The 18419-nt window shown below is 37.0% G+C and carries 19 protein-coding genes; 17 read left to right on the top strand and 2 right to left on the bottom strand.

Going from position 1 to position 18419, the window contains the following annotated elements; translation table 11 throughout:
* Nucleotides 1-9 precede the first annotated feature (9 nt).
* The 9 genes from DVW06_RS08760 (at nt 10) to DVW06_RS08800 (ending at nt 8219) form a co-directional block, all read left to right on the top strand.
* Complete coding sequence (locus DVW06_RS08760; RefSeq protein ID WP_238696174.1) at nt 10-1443, top strand: prepilin-type cleavage/methylation protein; 1434 nt, start codon at nt 10-12, stop codon at nt 1441-1443.
* 141 nt (nt 1444-1584) lie between these two features.
* On the top strand, nt 1585-2949 hold the full coding sequence (gene mltG, locus DVW06_RS08765; RefSeq protein WP_137264565.1) for an endolytic transglycosylase MltG: 1365 nt from the start codon (nt 1585-1587) through the stop codon (nt 2947-2949).
* Between the two features lie 111 nt (nt 2950-3060).
* Entirely contained in the window at nt 3061-3540 is a 480-nt protein-coding gene (gene greA / locus DVW06_RS08770) for a transcription elongation factor GreA (protein ID WP_003126935.1), read from the top strand.
* Between the two features lie 150 nt (nt 3541-3690).
* Nucleotides 3691-4422, top strand: a complete 732-nt coding sequence (gene liaF, locus DVW06_RS08775; RefSeq protein ID WP_005472252.1) for a cell wall-active antibiotics response protein LiaF — start codon at nt 3691-3693, stop codon at nt 4420-4422.
* Nucleotides 4419-5486: a sensor histidine kinase gene (locus DVW06_RS08780; protein WP_003126937.1), complete on the top strand. Its 1068-nt coding sequence runs from the start codon at nt 4419-4421 to the stop codon at nt 5484-5486. Before liaF ends, DVW06_RS08780 begins: the two co-directional genes overlap by 4 nt.
* 2 nt (nt 5487-5488) lie before the next feature.
* Nucleotides 5489-6118, top strand: coding sequence for a response regulator transcription factor (locus DVW06_RS08785; RefSeq protein ID WP_003126938.1), 630 nt, complete (start codon nt 5489-5491; stop codon nt 6116-6118).
* A gap of 90 nt (nt 6119-6208) precedes the next feature.
* A complete protein-coding gene (locus DVW06_RS08790) occupies nt 6209-6874 on the top strand; it encodes a potassium channel family protein (RefSeq protein ID WP_003126939.1) in 666 nt (221 codons plus the stop codon).
* Between the two features lie 12 nt (nt 6875-6886).
* On the top strand, nt 6887-7183 hold the full coding sequence (locus DVW06_RS08795) for a HesB/YadR/YfhF family protein (RefSeq protein WP_034704656.1): 297 nt from the start codon (nt 6887-6889) through the stop codon (nt 7181-7183).
* Between the two features lie 103 nt (nt 7184-7286).
* The gene (locus tag DVW06_RS08800) at nt 7287-8219 is read left to right on the top strand and encodes a glycosyltransferase family 2 protein (RefSeq protein WP_003126941.1); all 933 of its coding nucleotides are present in this window, start codon (nt 7287-7289) and stop codon (nt 8217-8219) included.
* A gap of 34 nt (nt 8220-8253) precedes the next feature.
* Here the strand turns inward: DVW06_RS08800 and DVW06_RS08805 are convergent, their stop codons facing one another.
* On the bottom strand, nt 8254-9204 hold the full coding sequence (locus tag DVW06_RS08805; RefSeq protein WP_003126942.1) for a phosphoglycerate dehydrogenase: 951 nt from the start codon (nt 9202-9204) through the stop codon (nt 8254-8256).
* A gap of 80 nt (nt 9205-9284) precedes the next feature.
* Entirely contained in the window at nt 9285-10094 is an 810-nt protein-coding gene (locus DVW06_RS08810; RefSeq protein WP_003126944.1) for a DUF1189 domain-containing protein, read from the bottom strand.
* 134 nt (nt 10095-10228) lie between these two features.
* Between DVW06_RS08810 and DVW06_RS08815 the strand changes: the two genes are divergently transcribed.
* The 8 genes from DVW06_RS08815 (at nt 10229) to DVW06_RS08850 (ending at nt 18166) form a co-directional block, all read left to right on the top strand.
* Nucleotides 10229-10672: a GtrA family protein gene (locus tag DVW06_RS08815; protein ID WP_005472254.1), complete on the top strand. Its 444-nt coding sequence runs from the start codon at nt 10229-10231 to the stop codon at nt 10670-10672.
* A gap of 75 nt (nt 10673-10747) precedes the next feature.
* Nucleotides 10748-11356 carry a superoxide dismutase gene (locus DVW06_RS08820; protein ID WP_003126946.1) on the top strand — a complete coding sequence of 203 codons (609 nt, stop codon included), beginning with the start codon at nt 10748-10750 and terminating at the stop codon, nt 11354-11356.
* Nucleotides 11357-11582: 226 nt separating this feature from the next.
* Entirely contained in the window at nt 11583-11783 is a 201-nt protein-coding gene (locus DVW06_RS08825; RefSeq protein WP_003126947.1) for a cold-shock protein, read from the top strand.
* Between the two features lie 105 nt (nt 11784-11888).
* Nucleotides 11889-12290, top strand: coding sequence for a glycerol-3-phosphate cytidylyltransferase (gene tagD / locus DVW06_RS08830; RefSeq protein ID WP_003126948.1), 402 nt, complete (start codon nt 11889-11891; stop codon nt 12288-12290).
* 168 nt (nt 12291-12458) lie between these two features.
* Nucleotides 12459-13514 carry an ABC transporter ATP-binding protein gene (locus DVW06_RS08835; RefSeq protein ID WP_003126949.1) on the top strand — a complete coding sequence of 352 codons (1056 nt, stop codon included), beginning with the start codon at nt 12459-12461 and terminating at the stop codon, nt 13512-13514.
* A gap of 46 nt (nt 13515-13560) precedes the next feature.
* A complete protein-coding gene (locus DVW06_RS08840; RefSeq protein ID WP_137264566.1) occupies nt 13561-14370 on the top strand; it encodes an ABC transporter permease in 810 nt (269 codons plus the stop codon).
* Nucleotides 14371-14649: 279 nt separating this feature from the next.
* On the top strand, nt 14650-15747 hold the full coding sequence (locus tag DVW06_RS08845) for an LCP family glycopolymer transferase (protein WP_005472255.1): 1098 nt from the start codon (nt 14650-14652) through the stop codon (nt 15745-15747).
* A 298-nt stretch (nt 15748-16045) separates the two neighbouring features.
* Nucleotides 16046-18166, top strand: coding sequence for a peptidoglycan D,D-transpeptidase FtsI family protein (locus DVW06_RS08850; RefSeq protein WP_137264567.1), 2121 nt, complete (start codon nt 16046-16048; stop codon nt 18164-18166).
* The last annotated feature ends 253 nt before the right edge of the window (nt 18167-18419 follow it).

Below are 18419 nucleotides of genomic sequence, written 5' to 3' on the forward strand. Positions count from 1 at the left end.
TTACTAACTTTGAATTCAAATGTTTTTTCAAATAGGATAGACGCTCATGATTCTTCCATGTTTCTTTATTTCGGAAAAGGAATATCGGAAGGATTGATACCTTATAAAGATATGTTTGATCATAAAGGGATAGTATTATTTTTTATTCAATATATAGCTAATATTGTTGGATTGGGCAATATATTTTTGGGAATATTTTTAGTGGAGGCAGTTTTTTTATTAATTGCTTTAATTTTTCTTTACAAAACAAGTTATCTTGTTTCAAGAAATCATTTGATATGTGGAGTTGTAATATTGATTTCTTCTGGATTATTTTCTGAATTATACGAAGGTGGAAATCTTTCTGAAGAATATGCATTAACTTTTATCTCTATCTCAATGTACTACTTTCTGAAAGAGATAATCGGTGATTCATTAAAAAGTTACCATTACTTTCTTTTAGGTCTAATGGGTGGTTTAGTATTTTTTATACGTCTAAACATGATTTCTCTTTGGGTAGTCTTTTGCATAGGAATAGCCGTAAGAGAAATTATAAAAAAAAGTTTTGTTTCTCTTTTTAGAAAAGCTTTTTACATTTTTCTTGGTGGAATGTCTATTGTTTTGCTCATTATTGTATTCTCTATAATGACAAATTCAGTTGAGGAAATGATTTTTCAAACATTCACATTGAACATGCAGTACTCTTCAACATCTCTAAAAGAACGAGTGGCAGCGTTTATATTCTTCTTCGGTTTATTTTCAGTATATGGTCTGCCTATTTGGTTTACAGTTTTGTTTTCAAAAATTGTTATTAAATATAGAGAAATAGAGGTGGAGAAGCGGTCTGTTATTGTTTTAATCCTAATAGCACTGATTTTAAATCTATTTACAATTGTTGTCTCTGGTAGAAATTATCGTCATTACGGAATCACGGAAATTCCTTTTCTGATTGTTTTACAGTGCATCGCAATGGGATTTTACTCAAAAAAATTTAGTAGGAAGAAAAATCTTATAGTTATGTTTGTATTTCTTTTTTCCATGCTACCTATATTCTTGCCAACCGTAGGTGAACGTATTAATAATGTTAATAGAAAAGAAACGCCTTCATATCAATCGGAACAATTAGATATTGCCAGATATATAAAAAATCATTCGAACGAGGATGAACAAATTTATGTTCATGCAATTGATGCAAATATATACTTACAATCTAATAGATTCTCTAATTCCAAATTTTTTGTGCTTCCTTCGCTGAATTATGAAGAATTTCCAAAGTTAAAAAATCAATTTACAAATTCTTTACAAAAAAATCCTCCAAAGTTTATTGTTATTTCAAAAAATTCATTCTTAGAGGAGCATCCAAACGATAGAAAACTAAATAAGATTTTAATTGAAAAAATCAAACAAGATTATCACAAAGTAGACGCATTCGATAAGAGCTACTATGTTTTTGAAAAACAGTAGCTTAAAATCGGTGAGATTTTCATCAATACAACTTACAATAATGTTAAACTAGAGTACGAAAAATATTTATTTTATTCCACTCCTCCTAACTTTCGTGTATAATGGTACAAGTCAGTATTACGAAAGTTAGGAGGAGTTGTTTTGAGTAAACAACATCCAGAAGAGAAGTCCTTCAAAGACGTAGTTTTAGGTGCTTTGAAAAAACCTCAAACCAACGAATCGTCTGAACAAAAGCGATCATCTGTTGAGGAACCTATAGAAAGTCGCTCTGCGACCCGCAGTACAAAAAAGCAGAGCAGTATCCAAAAGGGCCAAATCAAAAATAAAACTGTTCAAAAAAACGCTCAAAAAGCGAAGCGTTCAGCTCCTAAAAAGGAAGAAGCTGGTTTAGATGAAAAGTCAGATACCGTTCGTAAGTTACAGCGGAAAAGAGAAGACCGTATCGTCAATCGCATCGTCACAATTGTTGTAATCGCATTAATCGTTATTGGCGGCGTCCTTGGTTTTTCAGTCTATCGATATGTCACTTCAGGATTGCAGCCGTTAGATCCAGAAAAAACAGAAAAAGTTGCTGTTGAGATTCCAAGCGGATCATCAAATAAAATGATTGGCGAGATTTTAGAAAAAGATAAGATCATCAAAAGTGGTATGATCTTTAATTATTATACGAAATTTAATAATCTGACTGGTTTCCAAGCTGGTAATTATCAGTTTTCTCCAAGTATGACTCTGGATGAAATTAGTGCCCAGTTACAGCAAGGAGAAGGGTCAGTGACATCAGATGCGAAAGTGACGATTCCTGAAGGGTATGATATAGACCAAATCGGAGATGCGCTTGCCAAAGCAACAAGTATCTCGAAAGATGATTTCTTAGCTTTAATGAAAGATGACACCTTCTTTAATAAAATGCATGAAGCATATCCAGAGTTGTTGGATAGCGCGGCAAAAGCAGAAGGCGTTCGCTACAAGTTAGAAGGATATCTCTTCCCGGCAACTTATGACTATTATAAAGGAAACACTTTAGAAGAAGTTGTGACCCAAATGATCGATAAAACAAATACTGTTATGTCTAAATATTACGATCAGATCGCAGAAAAAGAAATGACAGTGCAAGAAGTGTTGACCTTGGCTTCTCTTGTCGAAAAAGAAGGTAGTAAAGAAGATGACCGTAAGAACATTGCCCAAGTCTTCTTTAACCGTCTGGCAGTGGATATGCCATTGCAGTCAGATATTTCTATTCTCTATGCGTTAGGCGAGCATAAAGAGTTGATAACTTACGAAGATACTCAAGTAGACTCACCATACAATTTGTATGTCAACACAGGATATGGTCCAGGACCATTCAATAATCCAAGTGAGCAATCTATCAAAGCAGTGTTGGAACCAACACCAAATAATTACTATTATTTTGTGGCAGACATCAATACGCAAGAAGTCTATTTTGCAGAAACCTATGATGAACATATGCGTTTAGTTGAAAAATATGTAAACAATACTTCGAATTAATTTTTATTAGGATATTAGTTTACATTTAAAAAAAACCATGGTAATCTTTTGTGGACTATTCGCAAAAGATTACCTTTTGCAGTTGATACGAAGTTAAAAGGAGAAATTAAAATGGTAGAAAAAGTATACCCAATGACATTAGAAGGAAAAGAAAAATTAGAGCAGGAATTAGAAGAATTAAAGACAGTCAAACGTGGAGAAATCATTGAAAGAATCAAAGTTGCCCGCAGCTTTGGAGATCTTTCTGAGAACTCTGAATACGAATCCGCAAAAGATGAACAAGCCTTTGTAGAAGGGCGTATCACCACATTAGAAAATATGATCCGTTTTGCTGAGATCATTGATAATGAAGGCGTAGACAATGATGAAGTATCGATCGGAAAAACCGTCACGTTCATTGAATTACCTGATGGAGATGAAGAAGAATATACAATAGTTGGGAGTGCAGAAGCGGATCCATTTTCTGGTAAAATCTCAAACGATTCACCGATCGCTCGTGCATTGATTGGTAAAAAAATCAATGATGAAGTAACAATTTCAACACCAGGCGGAGATATGCTGGTGAAAATCACAGAAGTGAAAAAAAGCTGATTTTTTCGTAAAAGTCTAAGCAGAAGATCCTGATGATCACTTTCTCAAAGAGAAAAGGACCAATCAGGATCTTTTTTCGGACTCGCGACGGATGTATGCCATCGAAGAATCCGTTATGATAAAATAGAATCATTGGGAGGAGGAGCTTACATGAAAAGCCCTTGGCGTTTTTTCTTTGTCGTAGAAGCATTATTATTTCTATTTGCGGTCTGGCAAATTTTATCGAATCCACCGTTATTGATTTTATTGATTTTAGGTGTTGTGACGATCTACTTTGTTTCTCGCAGAGAACGTAAAACAAATTTTAATAATTTTTTGATGGTTACCGGTGGTATCGCCATCTTTATCAGTCTTTTAAATAGTCCGGCTTTGTGGCTGATGTTGATTTTTGCGATCCTTTTTATTGGATTGAAAGGTGTGGAAATCACTGGTGTAGATTTTACAAAAAACACATTTTGGCGCAAAAAACAAATGATCATTTTAGAAACAGAAGAACCAAAGCAGTTTCATCCTCATAAAACGAAACAACAATGGATCGGCAATGAGCGGATCGGGAATCAAGTGTATGAATGGGATGATATCAATATCGACATCTTTTCTGGAGATACGATCATTGACTTGGGAAACACATTGTTGCCGAAAAAAGAAAATATCGTAATCGTCCGTAAGGGATTCGGTCGCACGAGAATTTTAGTCCCTGCTGGGGTTGCTATCAAAATGGAACATAGCACCTTTATCGGTACAGTGATTTTCGAAGGCGAGTCAACAGGTCTGAAGAATGAGAAAGTTACGATCTACAGTCCGGATTATGAGGAAAACACCCGCCGACTAAAAATTTTAACGAACACTTTGATTGGGGATATCGAGGTGATTCGGGTATGATTGCTAAATTTTCTCGAGGAATGATCGCTTTTTATAGTGCGGTCACTAGTTTTTTGATGATGATCTTGATTCTTTTTTCGTATCTTTATGCTAGTGGAAAGAAGAATTGGCTGCTAGAAGTCTTTCAGATCAAACTATTCTTTATACCGATCATTTTTCATTTATTAGTTGTTTCGCTGATGGTGGGCCTGGCTGTCTTTCTATTGATTTCTCTTTTCAGAAACCGCCAATACGGGCCAATCGAAGAGAAGCTGCGATTGCTTTCAAATGGAGATATTGATAGTCCACTACTTGACACACCTATCCCTCATGCGCAAGAAAATCGGTTGATTGAAGATGTCGATCGAGACATCAGGAAATTACAGGTCAAAATGAAAGATATGTCAAGTGAGCTTCAACAATTAAATGCTCGGCCGCAGCTAGTGGATGGCAGTACAAAAGAAGAAATCCTTGAAGCCGAACGACATCGTTTGGCCCGAGAATTGCATGATTCAGTTTCACAACAATTATTTGCCGCAATGATGATGATGTCCGCATTAAACGAACAAGCCATCCGGGACGATGCCCCGGAAATGCAAAAGAAGCAATTGGCTATGGTAACGGACATCATCAATGCTTCGCAGTCTGAGATGCGAGCGTTATTGTTACACCTGCGTCCGGTCACATTGGAAGGGAAAAGCCTCAAACAAGGAATCGAGCAATTATTAAAAGAATTGGAAACAAAAATCAAGATATCCTTGAAATGGGATATCGAAGAGTTTACTATGCCAAGCTCTATAGAAGACCAATTATTTCGAGTGATTCAAGAATTACTATCGAATACACTGCGTCATGCCAAAGCGGATGAACTTGAAGTCTACTTGAATCATATTGAACACAACGTGCTGTTGCGCGTGATCGACGATGGTGTAGGATTCGATGTCGACAATCAAAAAGCTGGCAGTTATGGGCTGATGAATATCCGTGAGCGAATCAGTGCCGTTGGCGGCACATTAAAGATAATCAGTTTTAAAAATCAAGGAACAAGTATTGAAATAAAAATCCCGCTGCTTAAGGAGGCATAAAAATGATCAACGTTTTGTTAGTAGATGACCACGAAATGGTACGTTTGGGGGTTTCTTCCTACTTATCCATTCAAGAAGATATAGAGGTGATTGGAGAAGCTGAAAATGGCAAAATCGGCTACGAAAAGGCATTGTCTTTACGTCCCGATGTCATCTTGATGGATTTAGTGATGGATGAAATGGATGGCATTGAGGCAACCAAAGCCATTCTAGCAGATTGGCCGGAAGCAAAAATCATCATAGTTACTAGTTTTATTGATGACGAGAAAGTATATCCTGCAATTGAAGCTGGTGCTGCCGGTTATTTGTTAAAAACATCCACTGCACATGAAATTGCGGATGCCATTCGTGCGACTCAAAGAGGCGAGCGGGTGTTGGAACCGGAAGTAACAACGAAAATGATGGATCGTTTAACAAATCGCACGCCGATTTTACATGATGATCTGACAAATCGGGAAAAAGAAGTGCTGCTTTTGATTGCTGAAGGGAAAAGTAATCAGGAGATTGCGGATGAGTTGTTTATTACACTCAAAACGGTTAAAACCCATGTATCAAATATATTGTCGAAACTAGAAGTGGAAGATCGAACACAAGCAACCATTTATGCCTTTAAGCATGGCTTGACAAAATAAGAATCTCATCATAAGGGTACCTCCTCATAGTCAGTTGAGGAGGTTTTTGATATACTAGAGTAGGATTTGTAAGGTAAAGGAGCGTTTAATGTGAAGCAGAATTACGCGATTATTGGTCTTGGAAGGTTCGGCGGCAGTATTTGTCGAACATTGATAGAATCCGGACAAGAAGTATTAGCCATTGACAGCAATGAGGATCGGGTCAATGAGTATATGAATATTGCTACCCATGCGGTGGTGGGCAATGCACAGGATGAAATGACGTTGCGCTCATTAGGAATTCGTAATTTCGACCATGTGATCGTAGCAATCGGTGAAGATATCCAAGCAAGTATTCTTGTGACTTTGATGGTCAAAGAGATGGGGGTACCGAACGTTTTAGCAAAGGCGCAAAATGAATATCATGCTCGGGTTCTTGAGAAGCTTGGTGCTGATCGAGTTGTCCACCCAGAACGGGATATGGGGATTCGTATCGCTCACAATCTAGTATCAAAAAATATCTTGGATTATATTGAGCTTTCAGATGAATTTTCGCTGGCGGAGATTCGTGTCTCAAATCCGCGTTTCTTTAATAGGTCCTTACTTGATTTGAATTTTCGTCAAAAATATGGATTGACCGTTGTTGCTATTCGTCGAGGACCTGGACAAGTGATCGTGTCTCCCGCAGCTGATTCGATCGTGCGTGAGAATGATAATCTACTCGTGATTGGGAACACGGATGATGTGGATATTCTTGATGAACATATGAATGATTAGGAGTGAAAAATGATGAATATAACTATTACAGAAGCCGCAATTGATTGGTTCAAAAAAGAACTGTCAGTCGACCAAGGAAGCGGCGTTCGCTTTTTTGGTAAAATCTATGGGAAAACTCAGATCCATGATGGTTTTTCAGTAGGAATGTCAGTAGATAAACCTGAAAATCCTATCGTTCAAAAGACAGTTTCAGACATGCTTTTTTTTATTGAGGAGGCCGACGAGTGGTTCTTCAAAGGGTATGATCTACAAGTCGACTACGATGAAAAGCTAGATGAACCTAAATATAGTTTTACTGAAAACAATTAATTAAAATAAAGATACAATGTAACAGTATGAGTCTATGACTGAAGTTTAGTGGATTCCATATCGCTAGCTTTGATCATAGACCTGTTCGTTAGGAGATGAAACCATGTTATCAATTATCGTACCTTGCTTTAACGAAGAGAGTAGCTTACCACTTTTTTTTGAAGAGACTGAAAAAGTAAAAGATCAGGTAGGCATGCCTTTTGAATATTTGTTTATCAATGATGGGTCATCCGATCAAACACTCGCAGTGATGCGCAAGCTGCATCAAGAGCATCCAGAAAGTGTGCGGTACCTTTCGTTTTCACGTAATTTTGGAAAAGAAGCAGCCTTGTATGCTGGCTTAAAAGCAGCAAAAGGGGATTTTGTTACCGTAATGGATGCAGATTTACAAGATCCTCCAAGCCTTTTGCCTCAGATGTTTGACTTGCTCAACACAAAACAATTAGACTGTGTTGGAACGCGCAGAGCCGATCGCAAAGGGGAGCCTAAAGTTCGTAGTTTCTTTTCAGAAGCCTTTTATGCATTGATCAACAAAATTGGTGAAGCACATATGGTCAATGGCGCACGAGATTTCCGTTTAATGCGTCGGAATATGGTGGATGCAGTTTTAGAACTTTCTGAATACAATCGGTTCTCCAAAGGAATCTTTAGTTGGGTAGGTTTTGATACAGAATACATTGCCTACGAAAATCGTGAAAGAGTAGCTGGAGAAACTTCTTGGTCATTCTGGAGCTTATTCAAGTACTCGATTGATGGCATCGTCAATTTTTCTGATACGCCATTAAATATTGCTTCTTTTGTTGGCGCGTTGTCTTGTCTAGCTTCTGGAATTGCACTGCTATTCATAATTATTCGTACTTTTATTTTTGGTGATCCTACCTCAGGCTGGCCTTCTTTAGTTTGTATCGTATTGTTTGTTGGCGGTTTGCAATTGCTTTGTCTAGGTATTATTGGAAAATATATTGGAAAAATTTTTCTGGAAACAAAAAAACGTCCCCTTTACATTTTAAAGGAGACAGAAAAAGATCAAAAATAATTTTTGGGAATAAAAAAGCAGCGCTGGTTGATGATCAATACCCTTTTGTTACATCGACTTGATTTCGAACCAATTTTTTCTCGTGGATAAAATTGCGGAAGTTATCCATAAAGATGGCCATGAATGCTTTTTGAAAATGTGGGGTCAACCCGGAAATATGCGGGGTGATCAACACATTTTCCAGTGTCCATAGCGGATCATTTGCGGGTAAAGGTTCTTCTTCAAAAACATCAAGAGCCGCAAATGCGATTTCTTTTTGGCGGAGGGCTTCTGTCAACGCTACAGTATCTACACTAGGTCCACGCCCAACATTATAAAAAGAAGCGGATGATTTCATACTATTAAAAAAATGGCTATTATAGATTCTTGTAGTTTCAGGTGTCAATGGTAAGATATTAATCACACAATCAGCTTTCTGACTTTGTTCAATCAACTCTTCAAGTGGATAAGTTTCCTTGAAACCATCAACGGCATGCCCCGTTGTATTTATGCCGACAGGTTGGGTGCCAAAAAAATTTAAGGCCTTTGCTAAAGCCTGCCCAATTTTACCTGTACCTGCGATCAGTATTTCTTTATCAGATAATAATGAATAAGGAATACCATTGGGCTGCCATTGTCTTTCAGCCTGTTTTTTGATGGCGGTAAAAATTCCTCTGGATTCCATGAATAATAAAGCAATTAAATGATCAGTGATCGATTGTGCATGAATGCCGCTACCATTAGAAAGTAAGATGTTCTTTTGGGCAAACTGTGCTAGAGGTAGCGTATCCACACCGGCTGAAATGGCTTGGACCCATTCAAGAGAAGCATTAGCCAGTAACTTTCCAGCCCATTCTTCTTTCCAGCCAATCGTGATTGCAACATTTGACCAGTCGATGGAAGTTGCTTCATCATAGTGGATAAACTGATATTCATCACTGATTTCATGAATTTGTGTGATAAATTCATCACGAAATTCTCTGCTAGATAAAATATATTTAGTCATATTTGTTCCTCCTTTATTTTAGTGTATCAAAGAACAAAGAAAAAACCATGCGCAAAGATCTATGCATGGTTGGATAGTTACTAGCTTTTTAATTGGATTTTAGGCGAACCTTTGACGCCTTGAGTGAATAGAAACAGTGCTGCGAATAAGATAAATGTTGTCCCATCAAAATTTGGTACGAATAGTTGGATCAGCACACTCAAAATTGTTGGTAAAGCAGCACTAACGATTAGTATCTTAAGGTTTTCAAAAAAGCTGTAAGAAAAAAGTTTTAGTTTTGTATAGATAGTTGCAATAAATGTACCCATGATCAATGTGATTAATAAATTTAAAAATGTAGGGTAGAGCGCTACTAAGAAAACAATAAGTTGTAGCCACCAAGGAATTTGATTGCTGCTCAGTGTTTCCCGAATCTTTTTGCCATCTAAATTATTAAATGCTGGTTCATTATAAGAAAATTTTAATTGATTTGTATCTAAGAATGATGTGGAAAGTCCTGTTCCAGGGAAACTGACAACAATTTCTTTTTTTAATAGTCCCACACTCAACACATTTGCAGTGGCATCTGAAGCAATATCGGTAGCGTTGCGTTTTCCTTCAGGGTCGAAAGTAAAAATGATAGAGTCGGTTTGATAGATAAACCCTTCTCCTTGTCCATTCGTTGTTAATTGACCATTTTCAATCGAAAAATTGGGGATTTTTTGCGCAATTTTTTGACTATCTCGCTGGAAATCCTGAAAGATATCATTGACTTGCAAAGTGATTGGTACGGCTAAAATAACGGTAGCTCCAAGTAGAAAAAGAATCACTTTTGAAAAAGCAGCGTCTTTTACATATTTGAGATTTGGGATTCGAATAAATGCACTTTTTAGCATTTGTATGATTGTCATTTGTTTAACTCCTTTTATGTAACTAAAAATAATTGTAACGAAGGCAGCAACAGAACACAAGGACTTATGACAGAAAAGTCCGATTATCTCTAAAGTGTTCTTTGCTGATTAATGAGTAGAATTGGAGATCGAGTATGGAAAGTTTAAAAAATGTGAAAAATAAACTACAAGAAAAAAAATTATGGGAGCCGTTAACGTATTTAATTTTTGGTGGATTAACTACTTTGGTCAATTTAGTTGTTTATTTTCTCTTTAGAGAAATCTTTGATTTTCATTATATGATTGCTAATGTGATTTCTTGGGCAGCTTCTGTGTTGTTCGCATTCTTCACGAATAAGATTTGGGTCTTTGAAGCAAAAAGTGAAACAAAAAAAGAATCGTGGCTTGCCTTTTGGAAGTTTCTTTTCTTCAGAGTCCTTTCGCTGGGATTGGATATGGCTTGTATGTATCTATTGATTAGCGTACTAGGAACCGGTGATTTTATCGCTAAGCTTGTTACACAAATCGTTGTCGTCCTAGCAAACTATGTTTTCAGCAAGTTTCTGATTTTTGCACCAAAAAAAATTGATAAAAAGTAAGCATATGTTTTGATGAACCACTTTTTATCTGATAATGTTACTTATGTAATCACTATCACTGAGGAGGAATTTTTTATGTCTTACACATTACCAGATTTACCTTATGCTTATGATGCATTAGAACCTTACATTGATGAAGAAACGATGCATTTGCATCATGACAAGCATCACAATACTTACGTCACAAATTTGAATGCAGCAATTGAAAAACATCCTGAATTAGGTGAAAAATCAGTTGAAGAATTACTTGCTGATTTTGATTCGGTGCCTGAAGACATCAAAACAGCTGTCCGTAATAACGGTGGTGGTCATGCAAATCACAGCTTTTTCTGGGAAATCTTGGCACCAAATGCTGGTGGTGAACCAACAGGAGCCATCAAAGAAGCCATCGAAGAAACATTTGGCAGCTTTGCTGATTTCAAAGAAGAATTCAAAACAGCAGCAACTGGCCGCTTTGGTTCTGGCTGGGCTTGGTTAGTCATCAAAGATGGTAAATTAGCGATCACTTCAACTGCGAACCAAGATTCACCATTAATGGACGGTCAAACGCCAGTTTTAGGCTTAGATGTTTGGGAACATGCCTACTACTTGAAATACAAAAATGTACGCCCTGATTATATCAATGCTTTCTGGAGTGTTGTTAATTGGGATAAAGTAAATGATTTTTATGCGAAAGCAAAATAATCATTAAGTAAGGGAATTATTTTTAATCAGAATAAAACTATCCCAACGATAAAAGAAAGCACGTTGCATCTTAGCATCAGCTTCGTGTTAACCATAAGTTCTCACTGCTACCTTTGATTCGTTGGGGGTAGTTTTATTTTTTGAAACATATTGCTAACGCTTTCATTTTCAGCTATAATATTGAAGACGGAAGCGTCTTATTTTAATTACTGGAGGATTTACACGCATGGAACATGGAAAAGTAAAATGGTTCAATAATGAAAAAGGTTTTGGGTTTATTACAGTTGATGGCGGAGATGATGTCTTTGTTCATTTTTCTGCGATCCAAGGAGATGGCTTTAAGTCTTTAGAAGAAGGTCAAGAAGTCGAGTTTTCGATTGTCGAAGGCGCCCGGGGACCGCAAGCGGCAGAAGTCACGAAAATCTAAACTAGAACAAGCTGAGGGGGACCTCAGCTTTTTTTAATTTGCTATTTTCGGCCAAATTTGTTATCTTCAGTGTATTATAAATAGATTAAAAATGAGGGATATTTGATGAAACGAGTAATTACGTATGGGACATTTGATTTGCTCCATTATGGTCATATCAATTTATTGCGCCGAGCAAAAGAACAAGGAGACTATTTGATCGTGGCATTGTCTACGGACGAGTTCAATTGGGATGAAAAACAGAAGAAATGCTACTTTTCTTATGAAAAACGTAAACAGTTATTAGAGGCTATTCGCTATGTTGATTTAGTTATTCCTGAAAAAAACTGGGAACAAAAAGTTTCTGACGTCAAAGAGTACCACGTGGATACTTTTGTCATGGGTGATGATTGGGCTGGTAAATTTGATTTCATTCAAGAAGAAACAGATGCCGAAGTTGTTTATTTAGCTAGAACGCCTGAAATATCAACGACACAGATCAAAAAAGACTTAAAAATAAATAATTAATACTTAAAGCATAAAAGGTATCTTTAAATGGTGCCTTTTTTTGTACACTATTTCCGTTTTTTTCTTAAAATTTATTAGATGTTTTTCGTTGTTTATTTTGTCTTAGAGGAAAATATGATATGATGTAGCTTGAGTTGTAGCAAATGAATAGAATTTCTTTGAGAATGGATGAAGAAAGTGGAAAAAGAAATAAAAGTTCGTAGTACTTTGGTTACAAAGGAATATGACCTATACAAAAAGAAATCAGACAAAGTGAAAGCATTATTCAAATTTTATCATCGAAATGTTCCACGTTTTTGGGCATTAAAAGGCGTTAGTTTTGAAGTGCGTGCAGGAGAGTCTGTAGGGATCATTGGGATAAATGGTTCTGGAAAATCAACGCTTTCAAATGTGATCAGTGGCATTATTCCTCCAACATCAGGCACAATGGAAGTCAATGGCGATACGTCGATTATCGCAATTGGAGCCGGATTAAAATATCAATTGACAGGTTTAGAAAATATTCGTCTAAAAGCATTGATGTCTGGAATGACCAATAAAGAAATCGATAAAAAAATGGATGAAATCGTAGCATTTGCCGATTTAGGTGATTTTATTAATCAACCTGTAAAAAGCTATTCCAGTGGGATGAAGTCACGTTTAGGGTTTGCCATTGCTGTTCATAATGATCCAGATATTTTGATCATTGATGAAGCTTTATCTGTTGGAGACGAAACTTTTTATCAAAAATGTGTGGATAAAATCATGGAATTCAAAGAGTCCGGCAAGACTATTTTCTTTGTCAGCCATGCTTTAGGACAAGTTGAAAAATTATGTGACCGTACAATCTGGATGCATTACGGCGATTTGCGCATGTTTGGTCCGACTGAGGAAGTAATGGCGGAATATCGCAAGTTTATCGACTGGTTCAAGAAGCAACCGAAAAAAGAACAAAAAGCTTACCAAGATAAATACAAAGAAAATCAAAAGGCATTTAATCTAGAAAAATTAGCTGAAAAAAGCCAAGATGATAGCTTGCTGAAAGAGCAGCATCTATCTGAACAAATGATTCAGAAGAACCTTAAACGAACTCCTTTAGGTGAGAAGATGACGATTCCAACTAAAGGACTTTTGACTCTTGCGATAGTAGGAACACTGTTTTGCTCTCTTGTTTCTTTCAGTGGCAGATCCATTAGCTATGCGCTAAAGCATCCGGTTGATGCAATTGTACAAGTTTTCAAGTAAAGATAACTATTTCTTTATTTAGTTTAGATAGAAAAGGAAGAGTTTAGTGAAAGAAATTGCTGCAGTAATAAAAGAACAATTTAATCATGCGGGAATTATTTTCCGTATGTCTCGATACGAGGACAAAGCAACCTATCAAAGCCACTATCTTGGTCTTGCATGGCAAATCTTGAACCCTGTGATTCAAATTGGTATCTATTATTTAGTCTTTGGGCTAGGAGTCAATGGTAATCGGAAAGTAGATGGCGTACCATTTATTATTTGGATGTTGATTGGGATCACAGCTTGGTTTTATATCAATTCTTCGGTACTTGGAGCGTCCAATAGTATTCACCGACAAGTTGGTATGGTAGCCAAAATGAAATTTCCAGTAAGTATCTTGCCGTCAATCAATATTATCAGTAACTTGTCATCTTATATCCCTATGGTAGCTATTGTGATTGGCTCGCTCTTATGGGCGGGAGTAACACCGTCCGTTTATTGGTTGCAATTTATTTATTACTTTATTGCGATGGTTATTTTCTTATTTGCTTTCGGATTATTAAATGCGACCATTACAGTATTGATACGTGACTATCATATTTTCTTACAATCAGTATTACGTTTGTTGTTTTATGTTTCAGGACCAATTTGGGATATCAATAATCGAAATATGCCGGAATGGTTAATTAAGCTATTACGTTTAAATCCCTTTTATTATTTGATTGAAGGCTTTAGAGATGCCTTTTTATCACGTGGTTGGGTTTGGGAAAAAACGACCTACACCTTAATTTTTTGGGGAATGACTTTAACACTATTGATAATAGGTAGTCATCTACACATGAAGTTTAGAGCGCGATTTGTGGATTATATTTAAGTATAAAAAAACTATTTTTCAATTAATACAAAAAACTATCCGAAGGAATGAAGGGGTCTGTTAAAGCGTGTCTCTTACTTTCCTTAGGATAGTTTTTTTAGATGTGTTAATGAATAGGGATGTACGCCGTTAAAAGTTAAAATAACAAATTCTTTATCGTTTCATTTTTGTTGCAATCGTGTTAAGATTCTGTAATAAAACAGAAGCAAGATTGCTGAATTTGTAAAATTGTGGCAAAATTTAAACGATTACCTAATAATTTTGTGATAGAGGTGTAGGATGCGTTTATATCAAAAAGTAATTTTAGGATTGTTGGGCTTGGTGGCAGTAAGTATTGTCGGTGTCACTGTCTATGGAATGAAAGTATACGATGATACGAATAAAACGTTCAATAATATTACGCAAAGTGCGGATCGTAAGACGAAAAAACGTGAAACGGCAGTAAGTATTGAAGATAGAGAACCCTTTTCGATTCTTTTGCTTGGGATTGATACTGGAGCGTTGGGGAGAACCGAACAAGGGCGTTCAGATAGTATGATGGTCGTTACGGTTAATCCTGCCAAGAAACAATCAACGATCGTTAGTCTTGACCGTGATATCTACACTCAAATTGTTGGGTATGGCATGTTGGATAAGCTGAACCATGCATATGCCTTTGGTGGCGAAGCAATGTCGATGGATTCCGTTGAAAATCTGTTAGACATTCCTATTGACCATTATGTTACGATTAACATGCAAGGTATGCGAGATTTGATCGATGCAGTTGGAGGCATCGAAGTCACTAATAAAATCGATTTTACTCTGGAAGGAGTGCATGTGCCTAAAGGAACCATTACTTTAGATGGGAAAACCGGTCTTGCCTATGCACGCATGCGAAAACAAGATCCGGAAGGCGACATTGGACGTCAAAAACGGCAAAGAGAAGTTGTCACTAAGATCGTTAAAAAAGTAATGAGCTTGGATGGCGTCAGCAATTATCAAAAAATATTAAAAGCTGTTGAAAAGAATTCAAAAACAGATTTGACTTGGGATGACATGATGGATATCGCTACCAATTATTTGCCTGCGTTCACGACAATCGATCAAGAACAATTGCAAGGTGAAGGCCAAATGATGAATGGGGTCTATTACCAATTATTAGGTATCAATCAATTGCTGGAAATGCAAAATAAATTGAAAGAACAACTGAATCTTCCTACCAGCGAGACTTTGTCTCAAGGAGATGAACATACTGATGGTTATACAAACTATCAATTGTACGACGATACGAATTACAATAGTGAAGAAAACTCAAATGAGAATCCAGGTGAACCGTCAGACATTTATGATGATGGAGCCGGGTATCAGGAAGATACTGGCGATTACTCTGGATATTAATAATGAAAACCAAAGCAAACGGTCATTGATCGTTTGCTTTTTACTTTTCCACAGATGGAAGTTAGAAAAATGTGTTTCACGGGATTAAAATTGGAAAAGATTAAGAAAGCTTAAAGTGTAGCAGATTTTTTCTCAACAAAAAAATCTTTTTGCGTAACTGTGAAACATTACAGTGGATGAGAACGAATTCTTATAATTTTCTCTAAGGATACTTGGATAATTTTGATTTCTTCTGTTTATATTGAAAATTTTTGGTAAAATAAGACGGTAAGCAGTTTGTAATGAGAGGATAGAAGAGATGAAGAATCTAAAAGATAAAGTCATTAAGAATATACGAAAAGGGCCTGAGGAGCCTAAGACAAAATCTTATCGCAAATCCCATGTTCCCTTTCGATTGAATTTTCTCTTTTTTGTGATTTTTGGTCTTTTTGTTGCGTTGATCGTGCAATTAGGTTATTTACAAATCGTCAATGGTGATAATATTGAGAAGCAATTGAAAGCTTCATCCGTGGTAGAAGTCAATGGCAGCTCTCCACGAGGAATGATTTATGATGCATCTGGCAAACCGCTTGTCAAAAATCAAGCCAATGCAGCCATTACCTTTACAAGAGGAAATAAGATGACAGCTGAAGATTTATTGAAGACTGCACAAAAACTAGCTACATTGATCGATATTCCAATCGATAAGAATCTGACAGAGCGGGACCTAAAAGATTTTTGGTTGGCAGATCCTGAAAATTTGAAGAAAGCGCAAGATCAATTAAGTTCCAAGCAAAAAGCGCTCGGGGCTTCTGATCAGTATGCGGCAACTGTCGATAAAGTAACGGATGAGGATATTGCCTTTAATGATGATCAGTTAAAAGTAGCTTCCATTTTTAAACGAATGAATAGTGCACAATCTTTAAGCACTGTTTATTTAAAAAATTCTGATGTATCTGATGAAGAACTAGCAATTGTGGCTGAGAATATGACCGAACTTCCCGGAGTTTCGACTGGCACAGACTGGACTAGAAAAATTGTTGAAGGCAGTTCATTGGCAAGTTTGATCGGAACTGTGACAACAGAAGAACAAGGGATCCCTGAAGAAAATTTGGATGAATATCTAGCGAAAGGGTATGCTCGTAATGATCGTGTAGGACGAAGTTATTTAGAGAAGCAATATGAAGAAGTCCTTCAAGGATCAAAATCAAAGTCTCAAATCACATTAGACAATAGCAATAATATTGAAAGCCAAAAAGAAATCTATGCGGGCTCTAAGGGAGATAATCTTGTACTGACGCTAGATGCCAAGTTCCAAAAAGAAGTTGATGAAATCTTACAAGATAACTTTAAGTCTTTGATGGATTCAGGAGCTGCAGAATACTCGCCTGGAGTCTATGCTGTTGCGATCAATCCTAAAACTGGCGGGATTTTGGCAATGTCAGGTTATCAACATGAGGCAGAATCAAGCAAATTGCAAGAGAATGCAATCGGAACCTTCATCAATGCTTTTGTTCCAGGGTCTGTAGTCAAAGGTGGTACGTTAGCAGCTGGTTGGGAAAATGGTGTCTTGAATGGGAATGAAGTCTTATATGACCAACCAATCCGCATCGGCTCTGATGTCAAAGCTTCGATCTTTAACCCGACAGGAGCAAACAACCGCAATTTGTCAGCTGAACAAGCCTTAGAAGTTTCTTCCAACTCCTACATGATGCAGGTTGCTTTACGCTTGATGGGCATTGAGTATCAGCCTGGAATTTCAATTCCAACAGTTGATCGTCAAACAGAAGCCTACAGTAAGCTGCGTACAGCCTTTGCCTCTTTTGGGATGGGGACGAAAACAGGGATCGATCTTCCTGGCGAAGCAACAGGGATCAGCACACCTGTCGACAAATTAGATACGGTCAGTGATGGCGGTAAGATCCTGGACTTAGCCTTCGGACAGTTTGATACCTATACGACATTACAATTGGCTCAATATGCAGCAACTGTGGCCAATGGCGGCCAACGATTGCAGCCACATATCGTTTCGGGTATCTATGGGAATGATGAAACCGGTGGTTTAGGAAGCTTGAAATCAGCGGTAGAACCTACCGTTTTGAACGAAGTTGGTTTAACTACTGATCAGATGAAAATCATTCAAAATGGATTTTATGATGCCGTTCATGGAACAGATGCTTGGGCTACAGCAACAGGACTAGCTTCTGCTAAAATGGAACTTTCTGCGAAAACGGGTACTGCGGAGACACCGATTGTCGATGAAAATGGCAAAACCATCAATCTGGTCAACCTAAATATTGTTGCTTATGGACCAAGTGATGATGCAGATATAGCAGTTGCAGTGGTTTTACCACAGGTTAAATCTTCAACTACTTCGTATCCAAACGTAAAAATCGTGAAAGAAATCATGGATGCTTACTATGATTTATATATGAAATAAGCAAGGCATAATCGTTGAATGAGTAAGAGGGAGTTGATGAACGGTTCGTTCGCTGATGATTTTCCAAATCAGTGAAGGACGGTTCATCAACTTTTTTTATAGCAAAATACTTTCTATCGGAATTATTAAGAGATTATCAATAATTCGGAGAGAAACCTCTTTTTTAGTAAGTGGGTCTTGCTATTTTTGGTTGAATGGCATAGAATACTCTCGGTCAACAAGAAATGAAAAAGCAGGATTGGTTTCAATCATT

Origin of the sequence: Enterococcus sp. ARL09-542 (assembly GCF_005234805.1) — a bacterium.
Taxonomy (GTDB): Bacteria; Bacillota; Bacilli; order Lactobacillales; family Enterococcaceae; genus Enterococcus_D; species Enterococcus_D gallinarum.